Genomic DNA, 16084 nt, shown 5'->3' on the forward strand with positions numbered 1-16084 from the left:
TCACTCCTCCCGTGAGGTGTGCTGCCCGGCTTCATGGCGCTTCTGCTGGCGACCGAGCTCGCGCACCGTCATCAGACTCACCCCGACCAGCACCCCGAGCGCCCCACCGATAAGGCCGGTGGCGGTGGGCGACATGTGCCCTCCCTCCTGGATGGCCACGTCGGGCTTGTTCACCCGCGGGGTGGGATTCTCCACCTTGGCGAGCTGGAAGATCCCCTTGCTGAAACCCACTCCCTGCTCGTTGCAGCCGTAGCAGGGATGGCCGATACCCACCGGCCAGATGCCGCCGCCCACGTCGCAGAACTCCAGGGTCGAGCAGTTGCCGTAGGTCTCCGGCCCCTTGCAGCCCAGGTGATAGAGACACCAGCCCTGACGGTGGCCCTCGTCACCAAACTCCTTGGCGAAGCGGCCGGCATCGAAGTGCGGACGGCGCTCGCAGTTTTCGTGGATCAGCCGCTCATAGGCAAACAGCGGCCGCTTCTTGGCATCGAGCGCCGGCAGCTTGCCGTAGGTGATGTAGTAGGCGACCGTGGTGAGGAAGTTGTGGGGGTTGGGCGGGCAGCCCGGGATATTGATAATCGGCGTGCCGAGGTTGCCGAGGGCCTCTTCCAGGCTGACGGCGCCGGTCGGGTTGCCGCCGCTGGCGGGCACCCCGCCCCAGGCGGCACAGGAGCCGATGGCGATGACGGCAGCCGCATCGGCAGCAGCGCGGCGAATATGGTCGACGATGGGTTCACCGGCCACCATGCAGTAGATGCCGCCATCTTTAAGCGGGATGGAGCCGTCCACCACCAGCACATACTTGCCCTTGTAGCGTTCGATGGCATTGTGCTTGTTCTCTTCGGCCTGATGGCCGAAGGCCGCCGAGAGCACCTCGTGATACTCCAGCGAAATGGTGTTGAGGATCAGGTTCTCTATGGTGGGGTGGGTGGCGCGCAACAGCGATTCGGTGCAACCGGTACACTCCTGCGCCCCTATCCAGATCACCGGTGGCCGCTCGGGGCTGGTGAGCGAGGTGGCCATCTTGGCCACGGCGTGCTGGCTTAATCCAAGGGTTGCGGCCATCCCGGCGCACAATTTCATAAAGTCACGGCGATTAATTCCATGAGCCGATAAAAAAGTATCCTCGACCATTCTTTTTATTCCCGTAGTGAGCACTTGTTTGATAAATGCTTAATAGCGGAAATGCTAAGTACTCCCCCCTGGCATTGTGTTGATCTCCATCAAGTGACGGGACATTACTCAAATAGAAACTCATCACAATTAATTTAAAAACTTCATATGCGGCATATACTTACAAAATCCTTTTGAAGATGAAAAAATACCCACTAGGGGGTATTTTTGCATTTTAAAGAATTAACGCCATTTAAATTACCCGTTAATTTGTGATGTTAAATAATCAGAATGAAAGCGTTGTCACACTATTTGACAGGATCTTTATGTTACCAGCCATAGGCTATTTCACCTCGCCAAAAGTGGTTGATAATATATACCTTTATATTTGTATGAGTGTATGTGAACAAGTGGAATGGACGCGCGAACGATATTTATTATCAGCTTTTAAGAAATAACTCGCCCTGCTGTTCAAGGCTGATTTTCGCCGCCTGATTAATTAACCGACCCATATTCATGCCTCACCATCCTGACCACGGATGCTCTGCCTCCCCCGGCCGCGTGCGCCAGCAAGCCGGCCACCAGCCTTCTTGCTGGCGTACACCACTCGCCGGCTCGACGAGATGCCCTCTTCATCCGGCAGTGCCACCTTCCCCTCATGGATCTGGCAACCTGCTTTTCTCGTCTGCCATACACCTGCCCCTCCCCGCACCTTGGCAAGGGATCGGCAACCCCGCCTGCCCGCAGCCGGTGCAAAAAACCGCCAGCAATGTGCGAAAAAGGCGCGATCCCCCTCCCGTATTAAGGGGTAAAACCAGTGATAAATATTGCCCGATAGGGAGCCAGAGAAAGCGTCGGCAGGCGAATTTATACAGAGTAATATCCCGTATTTTGCCCATTTTCACATTCCCATTCGCCACATAATTTACCAACCAAAAAACAACTGATAACATCCTTTCACAATTTAAAGCATATAAAACAACATGATTCGGTGACCCCCTGTTTGCCCGTAGCAGCCGCCGGGATCACAGGATCAGGATTGAGACCAGCAGCCAACTTCTCATCGAGCAGACACCCGACCCCATGATGAACACAGTTACGGCCAGCATCGATCTGGATGCACTACAGCACAATTTTGCCGTGGCACGCCGCCACGCCCCTCACAGCAAGATCATCGCGGTACTCAAGGCCAATGCCTATGGTCACGGGCTGCTGCCGGTGGCCCATGCCCTCGCCCAAGCCGATGCCTATGCCGTGGCCAGGGTCGAGGAGGCACTGGTGCTGCGTGCCAACGCCATCACCAAGCCCATTCTGGTGCTGGGGGGCTTCTTCAATGCCGAGGCGCTGCTGCTGCTGGCCAAACACGATCTGCAAACCACCCTGCATACCTGGGAGCAGTTGGCGCTGCTCGAACAGGCCACTCTGCCCACCCCCATCAAGGTGTGGCTCAAGCTCGATACCGGGATGAACCGGCTCGGCCTGCGCGCCGAGGAGCTGCCCGCCTTTATCGAGCGGCTGAGTCATTGCCACAACGTGGTGCAGCCGTTCCAGCTGATGACCCACTTCAGCCAGTCCGATGAGCAGGATACCCAGGCCACTTTGCTGCAGATCGAGGAGTTCAACCGCCTCTCTGCCCATCTGCCGGGCGAGCGGGCCATGGCCAACTCCGCCGGCATCCTCGCCTGGCCGGCCTCGCGCAGTGACTGGATCCGGCCCGGCCTCATGCTCTACGGCGCCTCCCCCTTTACCGGCCAGCTCGCCGCCGACCACGACCTGCGTCCGGTCATGACCCTCAAGAGCCAGCTCATCGCCACCCGCGCCTGCCTGCAGGGCGAGGCGGTCGGTTATGGGGGTCACTGGGTGGCGAGTCGGGACACCACCCTCGGCGTGGTGGCGGCGGGCTACGGGGATGGCTACCCGCGCATGGCTCCCGAAGGGACCCCTATGCTCATCAATGGCCGTCGGGTTCCCATCGTGGGTCGGGTCTCCATGGACATGATCACCGTCGATCTGGGCCCGGCGGCCAGCGACAAAGTAGGGGATGCGGTTACCCTGTGGGGAGAAGGGCTGCCGGTGGAGCAGGTGGCCGAGAAGATAGGCACCATCCCCTACGAGCTGCTCACTCGCCTGACCAGCCGGGTGCATCTCGCGCATTGCGACAGCCGCGAGCAGATGCCGATGTTGAAGCTGGCCTGAGCAATCAGGCTGAGGGCGGCCGCAGCGAGGTGACAAACCGGCCCCCGATAAGCAAAAGGCCCCGTCTTGCGACGGGGCCTTTGCCTGATGGGGAATTCAGGAGCAAGGTGCCACGACCTTATCCGCATGGACTCAGCGAATCCCCTCCAATGACTTGAACCAGGCGAGGCTGGCCTGCCACAGAGGCGTGGCAGACTTGCGAAAGTAGCCCATATGGCCGATTGCTCCATCCAAAGTATGAGGAGAGAGATCAACACGAGTCACGGGAGCATTACTGTAGTGCTTCATGAAGGCGTCGCGTGATGCGGGCATCGCCCAGCGATCGTCCAGCGCATTGGCCGCCACAATGGGAGTCTGGACGCTTTGATAAGCACGCTCGATGCCACGCATCGCCGGGTCGTCAAAGAAATAGTGACGAAAACGGCACCAGTATCGCCATTGTACAAAGGCGCCTTTTGGCAAGTCTTCTCCCATGCCCAGCAGGCTCCACGCGCAATAGCCTTTCCACCAGGTCAGCAGCGGCAGCACTGTGTTCCACATGGTGAGCACCTTGAGCTGCTCGCTGAAGGGCATATAGCCGTGCCACCCGGCCCCGGTGCCGAAGACATAGAGCCCGGATACTTTCCGATGATTGGGGAGCAGGCCGAAGGCGTGCCCACCATAGGAATGGCCGATGACGAACAGGGGGAGATCGTCCCCGCTCATGGTTTCCACTGCGGCGGCCAGATCGCGCCTTCCCCAATCGAGCAAATCCATCTCGAAGCCTTTGAGTGACGCGGGTTTTGACGCGCCTATGCCCCGGTAGTCAAAAGTCAGGGTGGTAAACCCTTGCTCACTGGCGAACTCGGCAAAGCGACGATAGAAGCCCTGCGGCACGCCAGTGGCCCCCGCGACGATGATCTTGCCCTGCACCTGCCCTGTTGCCGGGTACAGTTGCCCCTGGATCAGATAGTCATCGTCGGTGTGAAACGAGATAGCAGCCATATTCCTCCCTGAAGTATGACGATTGTCATAGTCATGCTCCGAACGCTATACTATGACACTCGTCATAGCAAGAGGGTGCAGCGTGAAAGAGTGCGCATCGACCGGGCGTCAACGGGTGATTGAGGCCGCTGCCGCCATGCTGGCACGGCATGGTTTGAGAGGGATCAGCATCCGTGAAGTGAGCAAGTTCGCCGATGCTCCCCTGGGTTCCACGTATCATCATTTTCCCGGCGGCAAGAATCAGATAGTGACGGAGGCAATACACTGGGCCGGCGCCCAGGCATCCGAGCAACTGCAGCGCTGCCTGCAGGCCGATGCCAGGCAGGGTCTCGGTCTGTTTGTATCCCATTGGCGTGAGCGGTTGACGCAATCTCACTTTCGCGCGGGGTGCCCGATCGTGGCAGCGGCCATCGAAGCGCAGCATGAAGAGGATGGGGAGCCAATCAAGGAGGCGGTGGCCCAGGTCTTTGGCCACTGGCAACAGCTGATTGCCGATCACCTGATGGCACAGGGGCAGGCCGACGCCTCTGCCAGAGCCTGTGCTCTGGGGATCATCGCCAGCATAGAGGGCGCCATCGTGTTGTGCCGTGCCCATCAAAGCAGCGAGCCCCTGGATGCGGTATTGGCATGCTTACCCAGATTGATGGGCACCGCCGAGTGATGGCACGCCTTGGCACCCAATAACGGGGCTATAGAGCACGGAGCAGCCCGGATACATGTCCGGCGGGGAAATCACTGCCCCTCGTTCCCAGGGGGATGATGCCGAGAGATTCATGACTAAATAAAACAAAAGGCCCCGTCTTGCGACGGGGCCTTTTGTTTTATTTGGCGGTGAGGGAGGGATTCGAACCCTCGATACGTTGCCGTATACACACTTTCCAGGCGTGCTCCTTCAGCCACTCGGACACCTCACCAAATTTTTACTTCTTGAAGTGGCTTTCGGAGCACGCTGCGCGTGCATCTTGCCGACTTCGTCGGTGAGCAGCCTCTCGGTCACCTCACCAAATTTTGGTCTGTTGTTTAACGTGCTCAGCCAGCACTTCGTTCGTTGCGCCGTTGCGCTGGAACGGGGCGTAATGTACGGGATACGACGGCATGCGGTCAATGCAATTTTTCACTTTTTGCGTTCGTTTGCTCATTATCCGAACCAAGTGACTAAAAACATGCCGTTTCGTATCCCTTTCAATCAATTTCCAGCCGCTTCGTGCAAATGCTCGCCTTTGAGTGCCTCTTCCAGCGAGCCGTAAAACTCCAGCTGACCGGGCACCGGACGCACCTTGGCGCGCGCCAGGGTCTTGAGCGGCTGGAACTGCAGCTCGGCCACCCTCAGTTGCACCCCCGCCTTGGCCATCTGTTTTTCAAACTGCAGGAAGGCGGAGAGGCCGCCGGCGTCCAGGATGGAGACCGCCTCCATCTGCAGCACCAGCAGCTTGTGGCCCTTGACCTGGGCCACCAGTTCGCCGAACACCCGCTCGGCGGCGGCGAAGAACAGCGGGCCGTTGACCTTGTAGAGCAGCGCCTGCTCAGGCACTTCCTGGGCGTAGCGCTTGTGATCCGCCAGATTGTGCAGCTTGGTCATCTTGGCAATCTCGCGCATGAACAGCAGGGAGGCGAGGATCACCCCGAAGGTGATGGCGATAACCATGTCGAAGATCACGGTCAGCGACAGGCAGACCAGCAGCACCAGCACGTCGGATCTGGGGGCGCGGCGAATGAGCTCCACCACCTTGTGCGCCTCGCTCATGTTCCAGGCGACGATGAGCAGCAGGGCCGCCATGGCCGAGAGCGGCAGCCAGGAGAGCCAGGGCGCCAGCACCAGGATGGCCGCCAGCACCACCAGTGCATGCACGATGCCGGAGATGGGGGAGGTAGCCCCGGCCCGCACGTTGGCGGCGGAGCGGGCAATGGCAGCGGTGGCGGTGATGCCGCCAAAGAAGGGGGCGACTATGTTGCCAAGCCCCTGCCCCACCAGCTCGGCGTTGGAGCTGTGTTTGCGACCTGTCATGCCATCCAGCACCACGGCGCAGAGCAAGGATTCGATGGCCCCCAACATCGCCATGGAGAAGGCGGCGGGCAACAGGCGCTCGATGGCGGCCAGGTTCCACTCCACCGGCGAACCATCCGGCCCCGGCAGGGCCCAGGGCATCACCAGGGTCGGCGCGATGGGCGGGATCCCCATGCCCTGGCTACCGTCGGCCAGGGTATAGCTGAACTTGCTGCCGATGGTGGCCACGTCCACCCCGAACTGATGCAGGCCAAAGCCAAGGCCCACCCCCACCAGCACGGCGGGCAGGTGGCCTGGCACCGGCAGCCGCAGACGCGGCCAGAGCAGCAGCACCGCCAGGGTCGCAATCCCCACCAGCGTATCCCCCCACTGCCAGCTGGGCAGGGCATGGGCCAGCGCCTCGACTTTGCCAATGTAGGTTTCCGGCATCTCGGGCACCTGCAGGCCGAAGAAGTCCTTGATCTGCAAGGTGGCGATCACGATGGCGATACCGCCGGTAAAGCCCAGGGTCACCGATGGCGGAATGTACTCGATGAGGCGCCCGAGCCGGGCCACCCCCATGGCCACCAGGAAGAAGCCCGAGATCAGAGTCGCCATCAACAGACCACCCACGCCGAACTGCTGGGCCACCGGATAGAGGATCACCACGAAGGCGGCGGTCGGCCCCGAGATGGAGAAGCGGGAGCCACCGGTCACGGCGATGACGATGCCGGCGATGATGGCGGTATAGAGACCGTGCTGGGGCGGCACACCACTGGCAATGGCCAGTGCCATGGCCAGCGGAATGGCGATGATGCCGACCGTGATGCCGGCGATCAGGTCGCGGCCGAAGCGGGGAACGCTGTAGGGTTCGTCAATACAGGATTGGCGTAAAGCAATGGCCAGCTTCACGCTTTGCAAAGGTGCTTGGTTGTGCATGTATTCGTAATACCAGAAGAGGGAGATAAAGGCCGGATTGAACCGGCGCCCGATCATCATCAAGGGCCGGCAGAGCTGTCGACACGGCGATGGTATCCTGGCCAACCATACCCCAGCCGATGAAATATTTCGATGGGCGGGATCAATGAATGGCCGTTACCACGCAATATTGCCGGTGATAGTCAGCATATCGACCACTTTTCTCACCATTACGCAGCACACTCACTTAGCCTGCTAACCAATTTCCCCCTTCCTTATTCTTGTCGCGCTCCCCCCCCCTTTATATCTGCCCGTCGGATACAGTGCCGGCGCTCGCCCCTCCCTCATCCAGTCCCGGCAGCCAATGCATTTCGTCTACCTCCCTCCTTACTCGGCGGCTTCCCCCTTGGCGAGCCTGCGAGGCTCACTCCAAGCTGCTGATTGTGCTGAAAATAGTCCACAGCGACCAAGTTTTGGGCAAACGGTCCAAAATCCCCTTTTTGCAGCGGATCGCGGGTTGACACCCGGCGGACGGGCCATTAATATCCGCACCGTCTCGACGAGACAGGCAGTTCCTCCTTAGTTCAGTCGGTAGAACGGCGGACTGTTAATCCGTATGTCACTGGTTCAAGTCCAGTAGGAGGAGCCAATTCCCTCGTAGTTCAGTCGGTAGAACGGCGGACTGTTAATCCGTATGTCACAGGTTCAAGTCCTGTCGAGGGAGCCACATTCGAAAGCCCAGCCTTATGGCTGGGCTTTTTCGTATCTATTTCTCCATTGTTTCAAGCCGAGCCAGCTATCCCTCACCGCTTGCTCTGCCACATTCCTCTCGCAGTGAACGATCCACTCTCCCTGTTTTCTCTCAACTCAAATTCGACTAACGATTACTCCGGTCCCTATCCGGTCAGCTCAGCTTGCGAATGGGTCACGGTCTAGCCCGAACCAGAAGTCATCCCTTCCCCTGACATAAATACCCCCAGAAAAAACCTCCGGTCACAGCTTCCGGTCTTTCTGCTGGGGAGACCATGGGGATGCTCAGACCGGAGCAAGTGGCTCTGGCGTGGAGATAACGCAGATTGAAAGATGGAGACGCCCACCAAGAGCAAGGGAAGAGGAATGGTTAGTGGGCAAGACCGGAGCAAGTCTGGGGCATATCCGGTCTTTTGGGCTGTAGCTGAGTTTGCCAGGAGTTGTGCAAAGTCGCGTCGATGCCGACGAGGTGTCGGGTCGTCACGCCGACGCGACCGTCGGCAACGTTAACCCAAGTCTCTACGGCATGGACATGCCCCTGATATTCTGACCATATTGATAGCAATCAAGGCCTCGATAAAGTCCCATTTCTTTGCGTACGCCACCAAATATGACAAACTATTTAACCGTAAAAAATATGGAAATTGATACAAATGTTTTTAAAAGATCTTATTTTAGGCAGATTTAGTTTGGCCAAAACATTCTGGGGGGTTGGGGTTTTAGGTGCCATAGGCTTGTCTGGCCTCGCGATTATTCTGATTTCATCCCAAGCCAGTATGTTTTTTGTTCACCTCACCATATTCCTGCGAATGCTATTGTCCTTTATGGTTTTATCAGGGATAACTTTCATTTTGCGCAATAAAAAAATTACTTTTTGGGGAGTTATCGCTTGGTTGATATTGTTAATTCAGTCATTAGTCTTGGCTAGTTATGGTTTTGTTATTACAGTAGGCCTGATTCAGGAGATCACCCCATAAGAAGCCACAAACGAAGTTAAATGGCTTTTAGTTACATCCAGTCTTCTTAGTTAGGGTAGCTAAGTAAAATGTTCGAAAAGTCTCGTCGAAACCGACGAGGTGTCGAACCGTAGTGCCGACACTAATGCCGGCATTTTATAAACCCAAGTGACATCATCACTTGGGTTTTGGAAATATCTACGCTACTTCTGCAGGGCTTAACGCTTTGTTATCAAGCACAGGCTCAACAGTTTGAAGACGCAAACTCTCATAGTATTCCTCTGCTAGCGCAGTCATTTTAAAGTCAGCGTCAATATCAACAATTGTATCCACTGCATCCTTTATCGATAACAAGTCCACTTGGAAGAACTCTTTTCTCAAGTTAACTGCATTGACCCGATGCTCTCGAAACTCCCGATGCAAAGCAGCCTCCAACGCAGGAGCATCATCGGAATAAATCATAGCATGAACATCAAAAGAAAATGGCACACTTGCATCACCTAGCTCTTTAACTCGATCCATAGGGTCTAATCGCCTGGTTAAGCCAATTTTATAGACATCCTCACCGAATGAACCAATATTACTGATAACGTATACATGGCCTTTGCGTGTTTGTTCAGCCATGCTCTTTGCCCGAGCCTCTTTCATCTCAGCCTCAAGTAGTTGCTGTTCAAGCTCAGCTATTCTCTGCTCTGCAAATGCCCTTTCACTCTCAGATGCTTTCAACAACTCTTCTCGAGCCTTGTTCAGTAGCTCTCTATATATACGTTCTTCCTTTTCAGCCTCAGCAATAGCCCGCTCATACTCTTTAATTGCTCGCTGTTCTTCGCGGATTTGTTCTTTTATAATTCTTTGCTCATCCGCCTCTTCTTGCTTTTTCAAGGCATATTGATACTGAAGTTTGCATTCTTCGAACTTCAATTCTACATAGCTGATATTAAAACCACACTTCAATGTTGCCGCTGATTTTTCAAGCGTATTAGCAAGATTTTCTATTCTCTCCAAGGTTCGAGCAAAATTACTAGGGTTCAGTCTCCCGATCAAGAAATCACATTCAATATTAAATGCTGTTAGCATTAACTTTACTTGACCATCAAGAATCTTTTTATTTAATGACTTGTCATTCGATATAGTCAGAGTGATAGGATACGTTATAGCATTTTTATCTCTAATTAAGTCTTTTTGTTGGCTTCGGACATATTTTATTTCTTCTGAAAATCTGGCTGATGTTTCATAGAGATACTCTGGAGTTTCAAAATGCCCAACAGATGTGAACTCGTCCAACCGAGAGTATAGGTCAAGCATCCCCATCAAATTTTTAACGTCAACATTGAGCTTTGTTATTTCTAATTTCAGCCTGTCTTTTTCTTCATTCTGCTTGTTATTTGTTTCAGTTGCTTCACTGATTCTTTCTAAAAGCTGAGCTTCATCTGCCTTAAGTGCCTGTAGCTCTTTCGTCTCAACTCTGACCCGCTCTAGCTCTTGCGTATCGTTATATAAATCACTTTTTACTGATGAAAGGCTATCTTTTAACTGAGACAACTCCTGCTCAAGGCTTGTATGCTCGCCAAGTTTAGCATCAATATTGGCCTTATACTTAGCCAGTTCCTTATTACTTTTTCCCTTGATAATAAAGTAGCCAATCAATATGGTTACAATTGCACCAATGATGACGGCTAAAAACATGTATTCCATTTTTCTACCTTAGTTGTAAACTGATAAATTGCTGGCGTAGAGTCGCTCGCTCCAAACATCTGTCTTCATATTCTTCTTGGGCATCAGCAAGCTCATCTTTTAATCTTTCCTTTGCCTGAGCAATACTCAGTTTTTCAGCTTGTTTTGCCAGTGCAGATCTTTCTTTTTCTGCACGAATTGCATCTCGCTCCTGTTCTCTTAAAAATTTTTGATATTCTCTTTCTGCTCTAGCATTTTCGCGTTCAGCTGCTTTCTGTCTGCGCGCTGAATCCCTAGCAGCCTGTTTACCAGCTCTGTCAATAGCTTTAACAACTTTGATAGATAAACCTAAAAGACTACCCCGCCTTGCCAAACCATCCTCCTTACAACTTGTTTATATAGCCTTAGTCATATGAAAACATAGAAGCCCACTTAAAATCCATGACCGATATATCAGTAGTGACATTTACGGCGAAGTTACAGAACAAAAATTGACAAACAATCGCGTCGGTGCCGACGAGGCGTCGGACCGTCACCCCGACGCGACCGTCGGTAGCTTTCACGCAAAGTCTTCGGCACAGCCCCCCCGCCTCTACTTCCCCCAGTAGATCAACCCACCATCACTGACAAAGATGGCTTCTTTTGGTATCCATGTTTTGAAGAAAATCAAAAATGTGTCAGACTGCCAGCACTACATCTTTAACATCAAAGTAAGGTGACAGAATGACGAGCAAAACTACATATTCAAGATCAGACTTAATGAAATTAGCAATTGAGGAGCACCTTAAATGTACCGAGTTTCCCCGAGTTGGCGCAGTGATAGCTAAAAGTGGTGAGGTGCTTTCAACAGGCTATCGGGGGGAAACTAAAGGCGTTCACGCCGAACGTGTTGCAATAAGAAAACTAACTAGTGAAGCAGTACAAGGGGCAACTGTTTTCACAACTTTAGAGCCTTGCGTTGAATTACATGAAGGGCAAGAAATTGAATCTTGCACTCAACTATTAATAAATTCTGGCGTAAATGAAGTTGTAATTGGAGTTTTAGACCCCAACGGAACCATATACTCTCAAGGTTATAGGAGATTATTAGAAAATAATATCAATGTAAGCTTCTTTAATAGAAAGCTAAGGTCTGCTATTGAAGAAGATACATTTGAATTTGGTGATATACATAAAATATATGGTAATGGGAAAAGAAGAATACCTGTTGTTCACAGTGGAACTGAGCTTGAAGTTCAATTTAGCAAATCTGATTCTAGAACCATAAATATTACATGGGCTACATTGCAGCCGAACCATGGAATGGTTTATCTACAAAGTAGCAATGGTGCAGTAAGAGTAGCCTCTGGAGCAAGGTGTTTTGCGGATATTTCTGACCCTCTTATTTTCCGATTCCCCAGCCATTATGCAAGAATGGAAAGAAGGACGATTGCAATCGTTAAGCCGACTAATTCGACTTTCTATGTATTAATTCAACTCCTTGATATTTTTCAAAACGATATTATTTTCACATGGGAAGTTAGAAATGACTTATAAGCAGAAATACACTTTATACGTGAATAACACAAGCATTATCTCAAAGCTAGTTTCACGGCGTAATTAAATCTGCCACAGATGCTAGTTATGTCCATGTTTACAGTGAATAGTACATCCCTACAAAAAATGGTCAACACAAGGAGTTCAACTAAAAGAATGGAGGATGATTTTTATATTTTGCTCGTTCCACAATCTTATTCAGTGGTTCAAAATTATAGTTTTTGAATTTAATAGTTACATACCGTTGACGTGCATACTCTAAGTGTTGTGTTAATGTCCTTCCACTTTTGGCCAATATTGTGTTGACCGTCAGTACATGTTTGTATTCTGCAGGTTTATCCATACCTGCATCAATAGCCCCCTGTAAGGCTAATGCTAATGGAGTCATTCCTCTACTAGCGCTATCCCAAAGCATCATTAACAGCCTTGCCGCATCAACAAAAAGTTGCTTACTTTCATTAATTTTTATCGTTTTTACAGCTACACCTGTACCTGTACCTGTACCTGTACCTGTACCTGTACCTGTACCTGTACCAAAATTTTCAGTCCTAAAGGGATTAAATATTGAAACTGACCCAATCTCAAGTAATGATAGAAAATCTTCTGCCGCTTTATACCCACATAAAAAAGAACCTACTGCGCCACTTTCCTTATGTGTAAATTGAAAACAATAGTAACGCTCTTTAAGCACATAACCTGAGTAACTATATTTTTCCTGTCCAGGGAGGAGTTTAAAATGTGCGATAGGTACAATGTCATACTCAGCGAGTAATTCACGTCTGATCTCGGAGCCTCTACGACGAAAACGCTCCGGCAAACAATCCTTTTCAGTATTAATTATGCTGCACATAGCCCCCCCAACCCCAGAAGTAATAATATCTAGCAAACGAAACCGTTCATGACACTTACCCAAATCAAAATAGACTACCTTGTATCACTTCAGGACATAATAGCTCAGTGGACACCCCCTCTGTACCACCAATCAAAAATGGACTTCTAGGATCATGTTTTGCCTTATTTTTTAAAACAGATGATTGACTATATGTGGCATAACAATATGAACATCCATGCAAGCAAGTGTTATAAACGCCTATATCAACACTTCTAATACAACCACACTCGGCTCGCTGACCACTGTCTTTTCTTTCACTTAACGAAATCCCAAATAATTTCATTAGAAGAGCATCATCAATACATTTCCCATGTGAGACACCTACCTGTGAAAGATCTAGACCTTCAGCACATGACTCGATCTCCATGCCATGCGCAGATGCTACCTCAGACATATAAGATGACAGGTCTAATACTGATTGTTGCTCATGCAAAATATCTTTATATTCCAGCTCAGATATAACATCCAAATTTCTTTCTGTTTTTTTGTAAAGATCTGCAAAGCTAATAACAACCCGACTAGTTTTCCCCTCAAGCATAGAGGCTATTTTCTTAAACAGTCGTTTATGTTCATCTAAATCTACAATATTTGACAACAGTATGGGATCATAACGCCAAATAACGCGGTCCTTACCAATCCGATCGCTTAGCTCAGAAAATGTTGCTATTGCCCTGTGCGGTCTTGGTACAGAATGCTCTAATAGCTTAGGATAACCCGTAATTGTATATTGGAAATAATATCTATACCCTAACGAATCCAGCTCATCCAAATGCGTCATAAGCATTTGGGGATTCCTTGTCCAAAACACGATCGCATCTACTTCCGATGGAAGTAGTGATATTCTAGAAATCTGATGTGCATTAAATGGATTTCTTACAAGTAGAAAACCCGCCCTGATTCTATTCATAAACCATGGAGTATAGAATGCTGGAATATCAGTTCTTCTGCTTGCGCTAAGTATCATTGGCAGCCTACAGAATAAGAAACCATAGATGAACGATTCAACTTTACTTCACATGAATCTCTAATCTCATCTGGATAGACAAAACCAGCCCAACCGGTGCTTTCAAACTCCCCCGCATCTTGAGCATTAAGTATTTCAAACATCAAGTTTACTCTATTTGTAACCTCCTCTTGACTTCGATCGTTGACAATTATTATTGTATTTTCATCAGACCATCGTTGAATATTATTTGCTAACAAAATGGCCTCGTCATCTGTTAATTCTGAAACTATATATGATAGTAAAATAACATCCTGCCTGTCAATATCTAGATCTATAGATGTTGCATCACAATAAATACAATCATAGTTTTCGTTAACATGTCCAACCTGATCATCAACAGCAGTATTGATCACTCGATCAAATAGTGCATTCCAATCATCATTTACCTCTACTTTTAAATAGTTTACTTTCGCGGCATAAGGTTCTTCCTCTAAACGTGCTCGACGATTATGGATTGAACGATGTACTTCACGGAACCCTATAATGTCTGAACCAGGACCACCACCAATCGATAAAACATTCAAATTATCTTGGCTCAGTATTCCATTCACCTCCGCGTTAATTCTTAAAATTCCGAGGCTATAGCGTATCTCAGATGCATGCACAGGCAGATATCGTATAATATACAACTTCATTTTCTGCTCGCATGAATAATTAATTTCATTTTCATTAAAATATTGTCTAGAACAACACTTAGGGCATGAGGTGACACCATGGGCTGCATGTTCACAGTCCGAGAAAACTTCCAAATCAATCTCAGTATATAGCTCTTCGATCAAGTTATTCATAAATATACCAATAGGTGTGCGATTACACAAAAAAGATACCCGAATGAGAATTTAAATAAAATATATATTAAATCCATGTTCATCCCAAACATCAGGCCCTGAGCTAAGCACTCTGGGCCTTTTCATATCCACTATTCAAAGGAAAAAACATGGTTATCCGTCACATTTTGAGCAAGCAATACGCCGCGATCAGCATCAAGCCAATGAGAGACGGCAGCATTGATTTCACGGTAAAGGGCAGCAGCAAGGGGGCGATCAAAGGCGCTATCACCGGTGCGGGCGTAGGTGCCAGAGGTGGTATCCCAGGAGCCGTCGCAGGCACCATCATCGGCGGCACTATCGGCTACATCACTGGCCCAGCGGACTGAGGGAGGTTAGCCATGGATGAGTTCATTCAAGAAGGGAAATACGCATCCCACGAAACACTCAAGGGGTATGCCTACAGTTGGCAGACGCTGAGCTTGCTGATGCAGGAGGTCATCACAAACGGTATGTATGTTCCTGAGTTCCTGCCAGATGAAAACCAGCCTGTGCTGCTGGTCGTGATAAAAGAGGCGACCGTGCTCAAGGCCAAGTCCCTGCACAGCGAAGCGCCTGAAGTCTTGATCTCGATAGCATCCCATACGGGCGAGTCAGTCAGGGATGACGACAACGGTTACTACGCTGACTACTGGCGGTTAGCTGCAGGAACTATCAAGCTGATCGACTGTGCTGAAGATGCCGTGTTCTGGCTGCCCCTCCCCGCTGTCGAAGCATGGGAGGCATATCGCTTCTCTGGCTACGGCTCACCGTTTGATGCTGTAGTGGTCAACTAAATCCGGACACTTGGTTAGGCCGATCTTCGGCTTTTGCTGGCGGTATCCCGTCATTGTGTTGATGTGGACGCCGCCAGTTGTAGTAATCCATCAGGTAATAACTGATATCCCGTTTCGCTTCCCGCAGGCTCATGTATCCCGTCACAGGGAGCCACTCTGACTTCAGGCTCCTGAACAACCGCTCCATCGGGGCGTTATCCCAGCAGTTACCACGACGACTCATGCTCTGGGTCATGCGATAGCGCCACAGCCGTTGCCGAAATGCCCGGCTGCCATATTGGCTGCCCTGGTCGGAGTGAAACAGCACGCCTGATGGGCAACCTCGTTGCTGATAGGCCATCTCGAGCGCTTTTACTGCCAGCTCTGCATCGGGCTTGTCAGACATCGCCCAGCCCACGACCCGGCGGGCATGGAGGTCAAGCACAGCTGCCAGGTAATGCCAACGGCCACCGGTCCAGACGTAGGTGATATC

The 16084-nt window shown here is 50.9% G+C and carries 15 protein-coding genes and 3 tRNA genes; 8 read left to right on the forward strand and 10 right to left on the reverse strand.

The annotated features are described in order from the left end of the window. A complete protein-coding gene (gene hybO / locus AB5Y98_RS20585) occupies window positions 1-1134 on the reverse strand; it encodes a hydrogenase 2 small subunit (RefSeq protein ID WP_368232799.1) in 1134 nt (377 codons plus the stop codon). A gap of 1062 nt (window positions 1135-2196) precedes the next feature. Between hybO and alr the strand changes: the two genes are divergently transcribed. Then, a complete protein-coding gene (alr, locus tag AB5Y98_RS20590) occupies window positions 2197-3309 on the forward strand; it encodes an alanine racemase (RefSeq protein WP_368232800.1) in 1113 nt (370 codons plus the stop codon). 132 nt (window positions 3310-3441) lie between these two features. Here the strand turns inward: alr and AB5Y98_RS20595 are convergent, their stop codons facing one another. Beyond that, on the reverse strand, window positions 3442-4293 hold the full coding sequence (locus tag AB5Y98_RS20595; RefSeq protein ID WP_017778881.1) for an alpha/beta fold hydrolase: 852 nt from the start codon (window positions 4291-4293) through the stop codon (window positions 3442-3444). Between the two features lie 82 nt (window positions 4294-4375). On the opposite strand from AB5Y98_RS20595, the gene AB5Y98_RS20600 reads away from it, so the two are divergent. Continuing rightward, complete coding sequence (locus AB5Y98_RS20600) at window positions 4376-4954, forward strand: TetR/AcrR family transcriptional regulator (protein ID WP_267996807.1); 579 nt, start codon at window positions 4376-4378, stop codon at window positions 4952-4954. Window positions 4955-5119: 165 nt separating this feature from the next. Here the strand turns inward: AB5Y98_RS20600 and AB5Y98_RS20605 are convergent. After that, window positions 5120-5207 (reverse strand) — tRNA-Ser (locus AB5Y98_RS20605). A gap of 272 nt (window positions 5208-5479) precedes the next feature. After that, window positions 5480-7276 carry a C4-dicarboxylic acid transporter DauA gene (gene dauA, locus AB5Y98_RS20610; RefSeq protein WP_005301956.1) on the reverse strand — a complete coding sequence of 599 codons (1797 nt, stop codon included), beginning with the start codon at window positions 7274-7276 and terminating at the stop codon, window positions 5480-5482. A 492-nt stretch (window positions 7277-7768) separates the two neighbouring features. Between dauA and AB5Y98_RS20615 the strand changes: the two genes are divergently transcribed. From AB5Y98_RS20615 to AB5Y98_RS20625, 3 genes are all read left to right on the forward strand, one after another. Continuing rightward, window positions 7769-7844: transfer RNA gene (locus tag AB5Y98_RS20615), tRNA-Asn, on the forward strand. Between the two features lie 2 nt (window positions 7845-7846). Beyond that, window positions 7847-7922: transfer RNA gene (locus tag AB5Y98_RS20620), tRNA-Asn, on the forward strand. A gap of 676 nt (window positions 7923-8598) precedes the next feature. Continuing rightward, entirely contained in the window at window positions 8599-8922 is a 324-nt protein-coding gene (locus tag AB5Y98_RS20625; protein ID WP_368232801.1) for a hypothetical protein, read from the forward strand. Window positions 8923-9099: 177 nt separating this feature from the next. On the opposite strand, the gene AB5Y98_RS20630 is transcribed toward AB5Y98_RS20625, so the two are convergent. Both AB5Y98_RS20630 and AB5Y98_RS20635 read right to left on the reverse strand, forming a co-directional pair. Then, window positions 9100-10596 carry a DUF4041 domain-containing protein gene (locus AB5Y98_RS20630; protein ID WP_368232803.1) on the reverse strand — a complete coding sequence of 499 codons (1497 nt, stop codon included), beginning with the start codon at window positions 10594-10596 and terminating at the stop codon, window positions 9100-9102. A 4-nt stretch (window positions 10597-10600) separates the two neighbouring features. After that, window positions 10601-10948 carry a hypothetical protein gene (locus AB5Y98_RS20635; protein WP_368232804.1) on the reverse strand — a complete coding sequence of 116 codons (348 nt, stop codon included), beginning with the start codon at window positions 10946-10948 and terminating at the stop codon, window positions 10601-10603. Between the two features lie 350 nt (window positions 10949-11298). On the opposite strand from AB5Y98_RS20635, the gene AB5Y98_RS20640 reads away from it, so the two are divergent. After that, a complete protein-coding gene (locus AB5Y98_RS20640) occupies window positions 11299-12111 on the forward strand; it encodes a deaminase (protein ID WP_368232805.1) in 813 nt (270 codons plus the stop codon). A gap of 148 nt (window positions 12112-12259) precedes the next feature. On the opposite strand, the gene AB5Y98_RS20645 is transcribed toward AB5Y98_RS20640, so the two are convergent. Genes AB5Y98_RS20645 through AB5Y98_RS20655 form a run of 3 tightly spaced genes read right to left on the reverse strand, consistent with a single transcriptional unit; the run spans window position 12260 to window position 14797 of the window. After that, on the reverse strand, window positions 12260-12997 hold the full coding sequence (locus AB5Y98_RS20645; RefSeq protein WP_368232806.1) for a hypothetical protein: 738 nt from the start codon (window positions 12995-12997) through the stop codon (window positions 12260-12262). Between the two features lie 28 nt (window positions 12998-13025). Next, a complete protein-coding gene (locus tag AB5Y98_RS20650) occupies window positions 13026-13967 on the reverse strand; it encodes a DUF1848 domain-containing protein (RefSeq protein WP_368232807.1) in 942 nt (313 codons plus the stop codon). Then, window positions 13964-14797, reverse strand: a complete 834-nt coding sequence (locus AB5Y98_RS20655) for a hypothetical protein (RefSeq protein WP_368232808.1) — start codon at window positions 14795-14797, stop codon at window positions 13964-13966. The genes AB5Y98_RS20650 and AB5Y98_RS20655 overlap by 4 nt, the downstream gene beginning before the upstream one ends. A 149-nt stretch (window positions 14798-14946) precedes the next feature. On the opposite strand from AB5Y98_RS20655, the gene AB5Y98_RS20660 reads away from it, so the two are divergent. Both AB5Y98_RS20660 and AB5Y98_RS20665 read left to right on the forward strand, forming a co-directional pair. Further along, complete coding sequence (locus tag AB5Y98_RS20660) at window positions 14947-15165, forward strand: hypothetical protein (RefSeq protein ID WP_368232809.1); 219 nt, start codon at window positions 14947-14949, stop codon at window positions 15163-15165. A gap of 12 nt (window positions 15166-15177) precedes the next feature. Continuing rightward, the gene (locus AB5Y98_RS20665; RefSeq protein WP_368232810.1) at window positions 15178-15612 is read left to right on the forward strand and encodes a hypothetical protein; all 435 of its coding nucleotides are present in this window, start codon (window positions 15178-15180) and stop codon (window positions 15610-15612) included. Here AB5Y98_RS20665 and AB5Y98_RS20670 read toward each other — a convergent pair. Next, the coding region (locus AB5Y98_RS20670) for an IS3 family transposase (protein WP_368231650.1) at window positions 15605-16084 on the reverse strand (480 nt) is incomplete at its 5' end. The two genes, AB5Y98_RS20665 and AB5Y98_RS20670, sit on opposite strands and share 8 nt — an antisense overlap.

The sequence above is a fragment of the Aeromonas sp. s3 genome, assembly GCF_040907805.1.
In the GTDB taxonomy this organism is placed as follows: domain Bacteria; phylum Pseudomonadota; class Gammaproteobacteria; order Enterobacterales; family Aeromonadaceae; genus Aeromonas; species Aeromonas dhakensis.

Bases quoted from the DNA above. Each gene is read 5' to 3' on its own strand.
- AB5Y98_RS20625 (WP_368232801.1), top strand. From the start codon at position 8,599: ATGTTTTTAAAAGATCTTATTTTAGGCAGATTTAGTTTGGCCAAAACA.
- AB5Y98_RS20665 (WP_368232810.1), top strand. From the start codon at position 15,178: ATGGATGAGTTCATTCAAGAAGGGAAATACGCATCCCACGAAACACTC.
- dauA (WP_005301956.1), bottom strand. From the start codon at position 7,276: ATGATGATCGGGCGCCGGTTCAATCCGGCCTTTATCTCCCTCTTCTGG.
- AB5Y98_RS20660 (WP_368232809.1), top strand. From the start codon at position 14,947: ATGGTTATCCGTCACATTTTGAGCAAGCAATACGCCGCGATCAGCATC.
- AB5Y98_RS20650 (WP_368232807.1), bottom strand. From the start codon at position 13,967: ATGATACTTAGCGCAAGCAGAAGAACTGATATTCCAGCATTCTATACT.
- hybO (WP_368232799.1), bottom strand. From the start codon at position 1,134: ATGGTCGAGGATACTTTTTTATCGGCTCATGGAATTAATCGCCGTGAC.
- AB5Y98_RS20630 (WP_368232803.1), bottom strand. From the start codon at position 10,596: ATGGAATACATGTTTTTAGCCGTCATCATTGGTGCAATTGTAACCATA.
- alr (WP_368232800.1), top strand. From the start codon at position 2,197: ATGATGAACACAGTTACGGCCAGCATCGATCTGGATGCACTACAGCAC.
- AB5Y98_RS20640 (WP_368232805.1), top strand. From the start codon at position 11,299: ATGACGAGCAAAACTACATATTCAAGATCAGACTTAATGAAATTAGCA.
- AB5Y98_RS20595 (WP_017778881.1), bottom strand. From the start codon at position 4,293: ATGGCTGCTATCTCGTTTCACACCGACGATGACTATCTGATCCAGGGG.
- AB5Y98_RS20655 (WP_368232808.1), bottom strand. From the start codon at position 14,797: ATGAATAACTTGATCGAAGAGCTATATACTGAGATTGATTTGGAAGTT.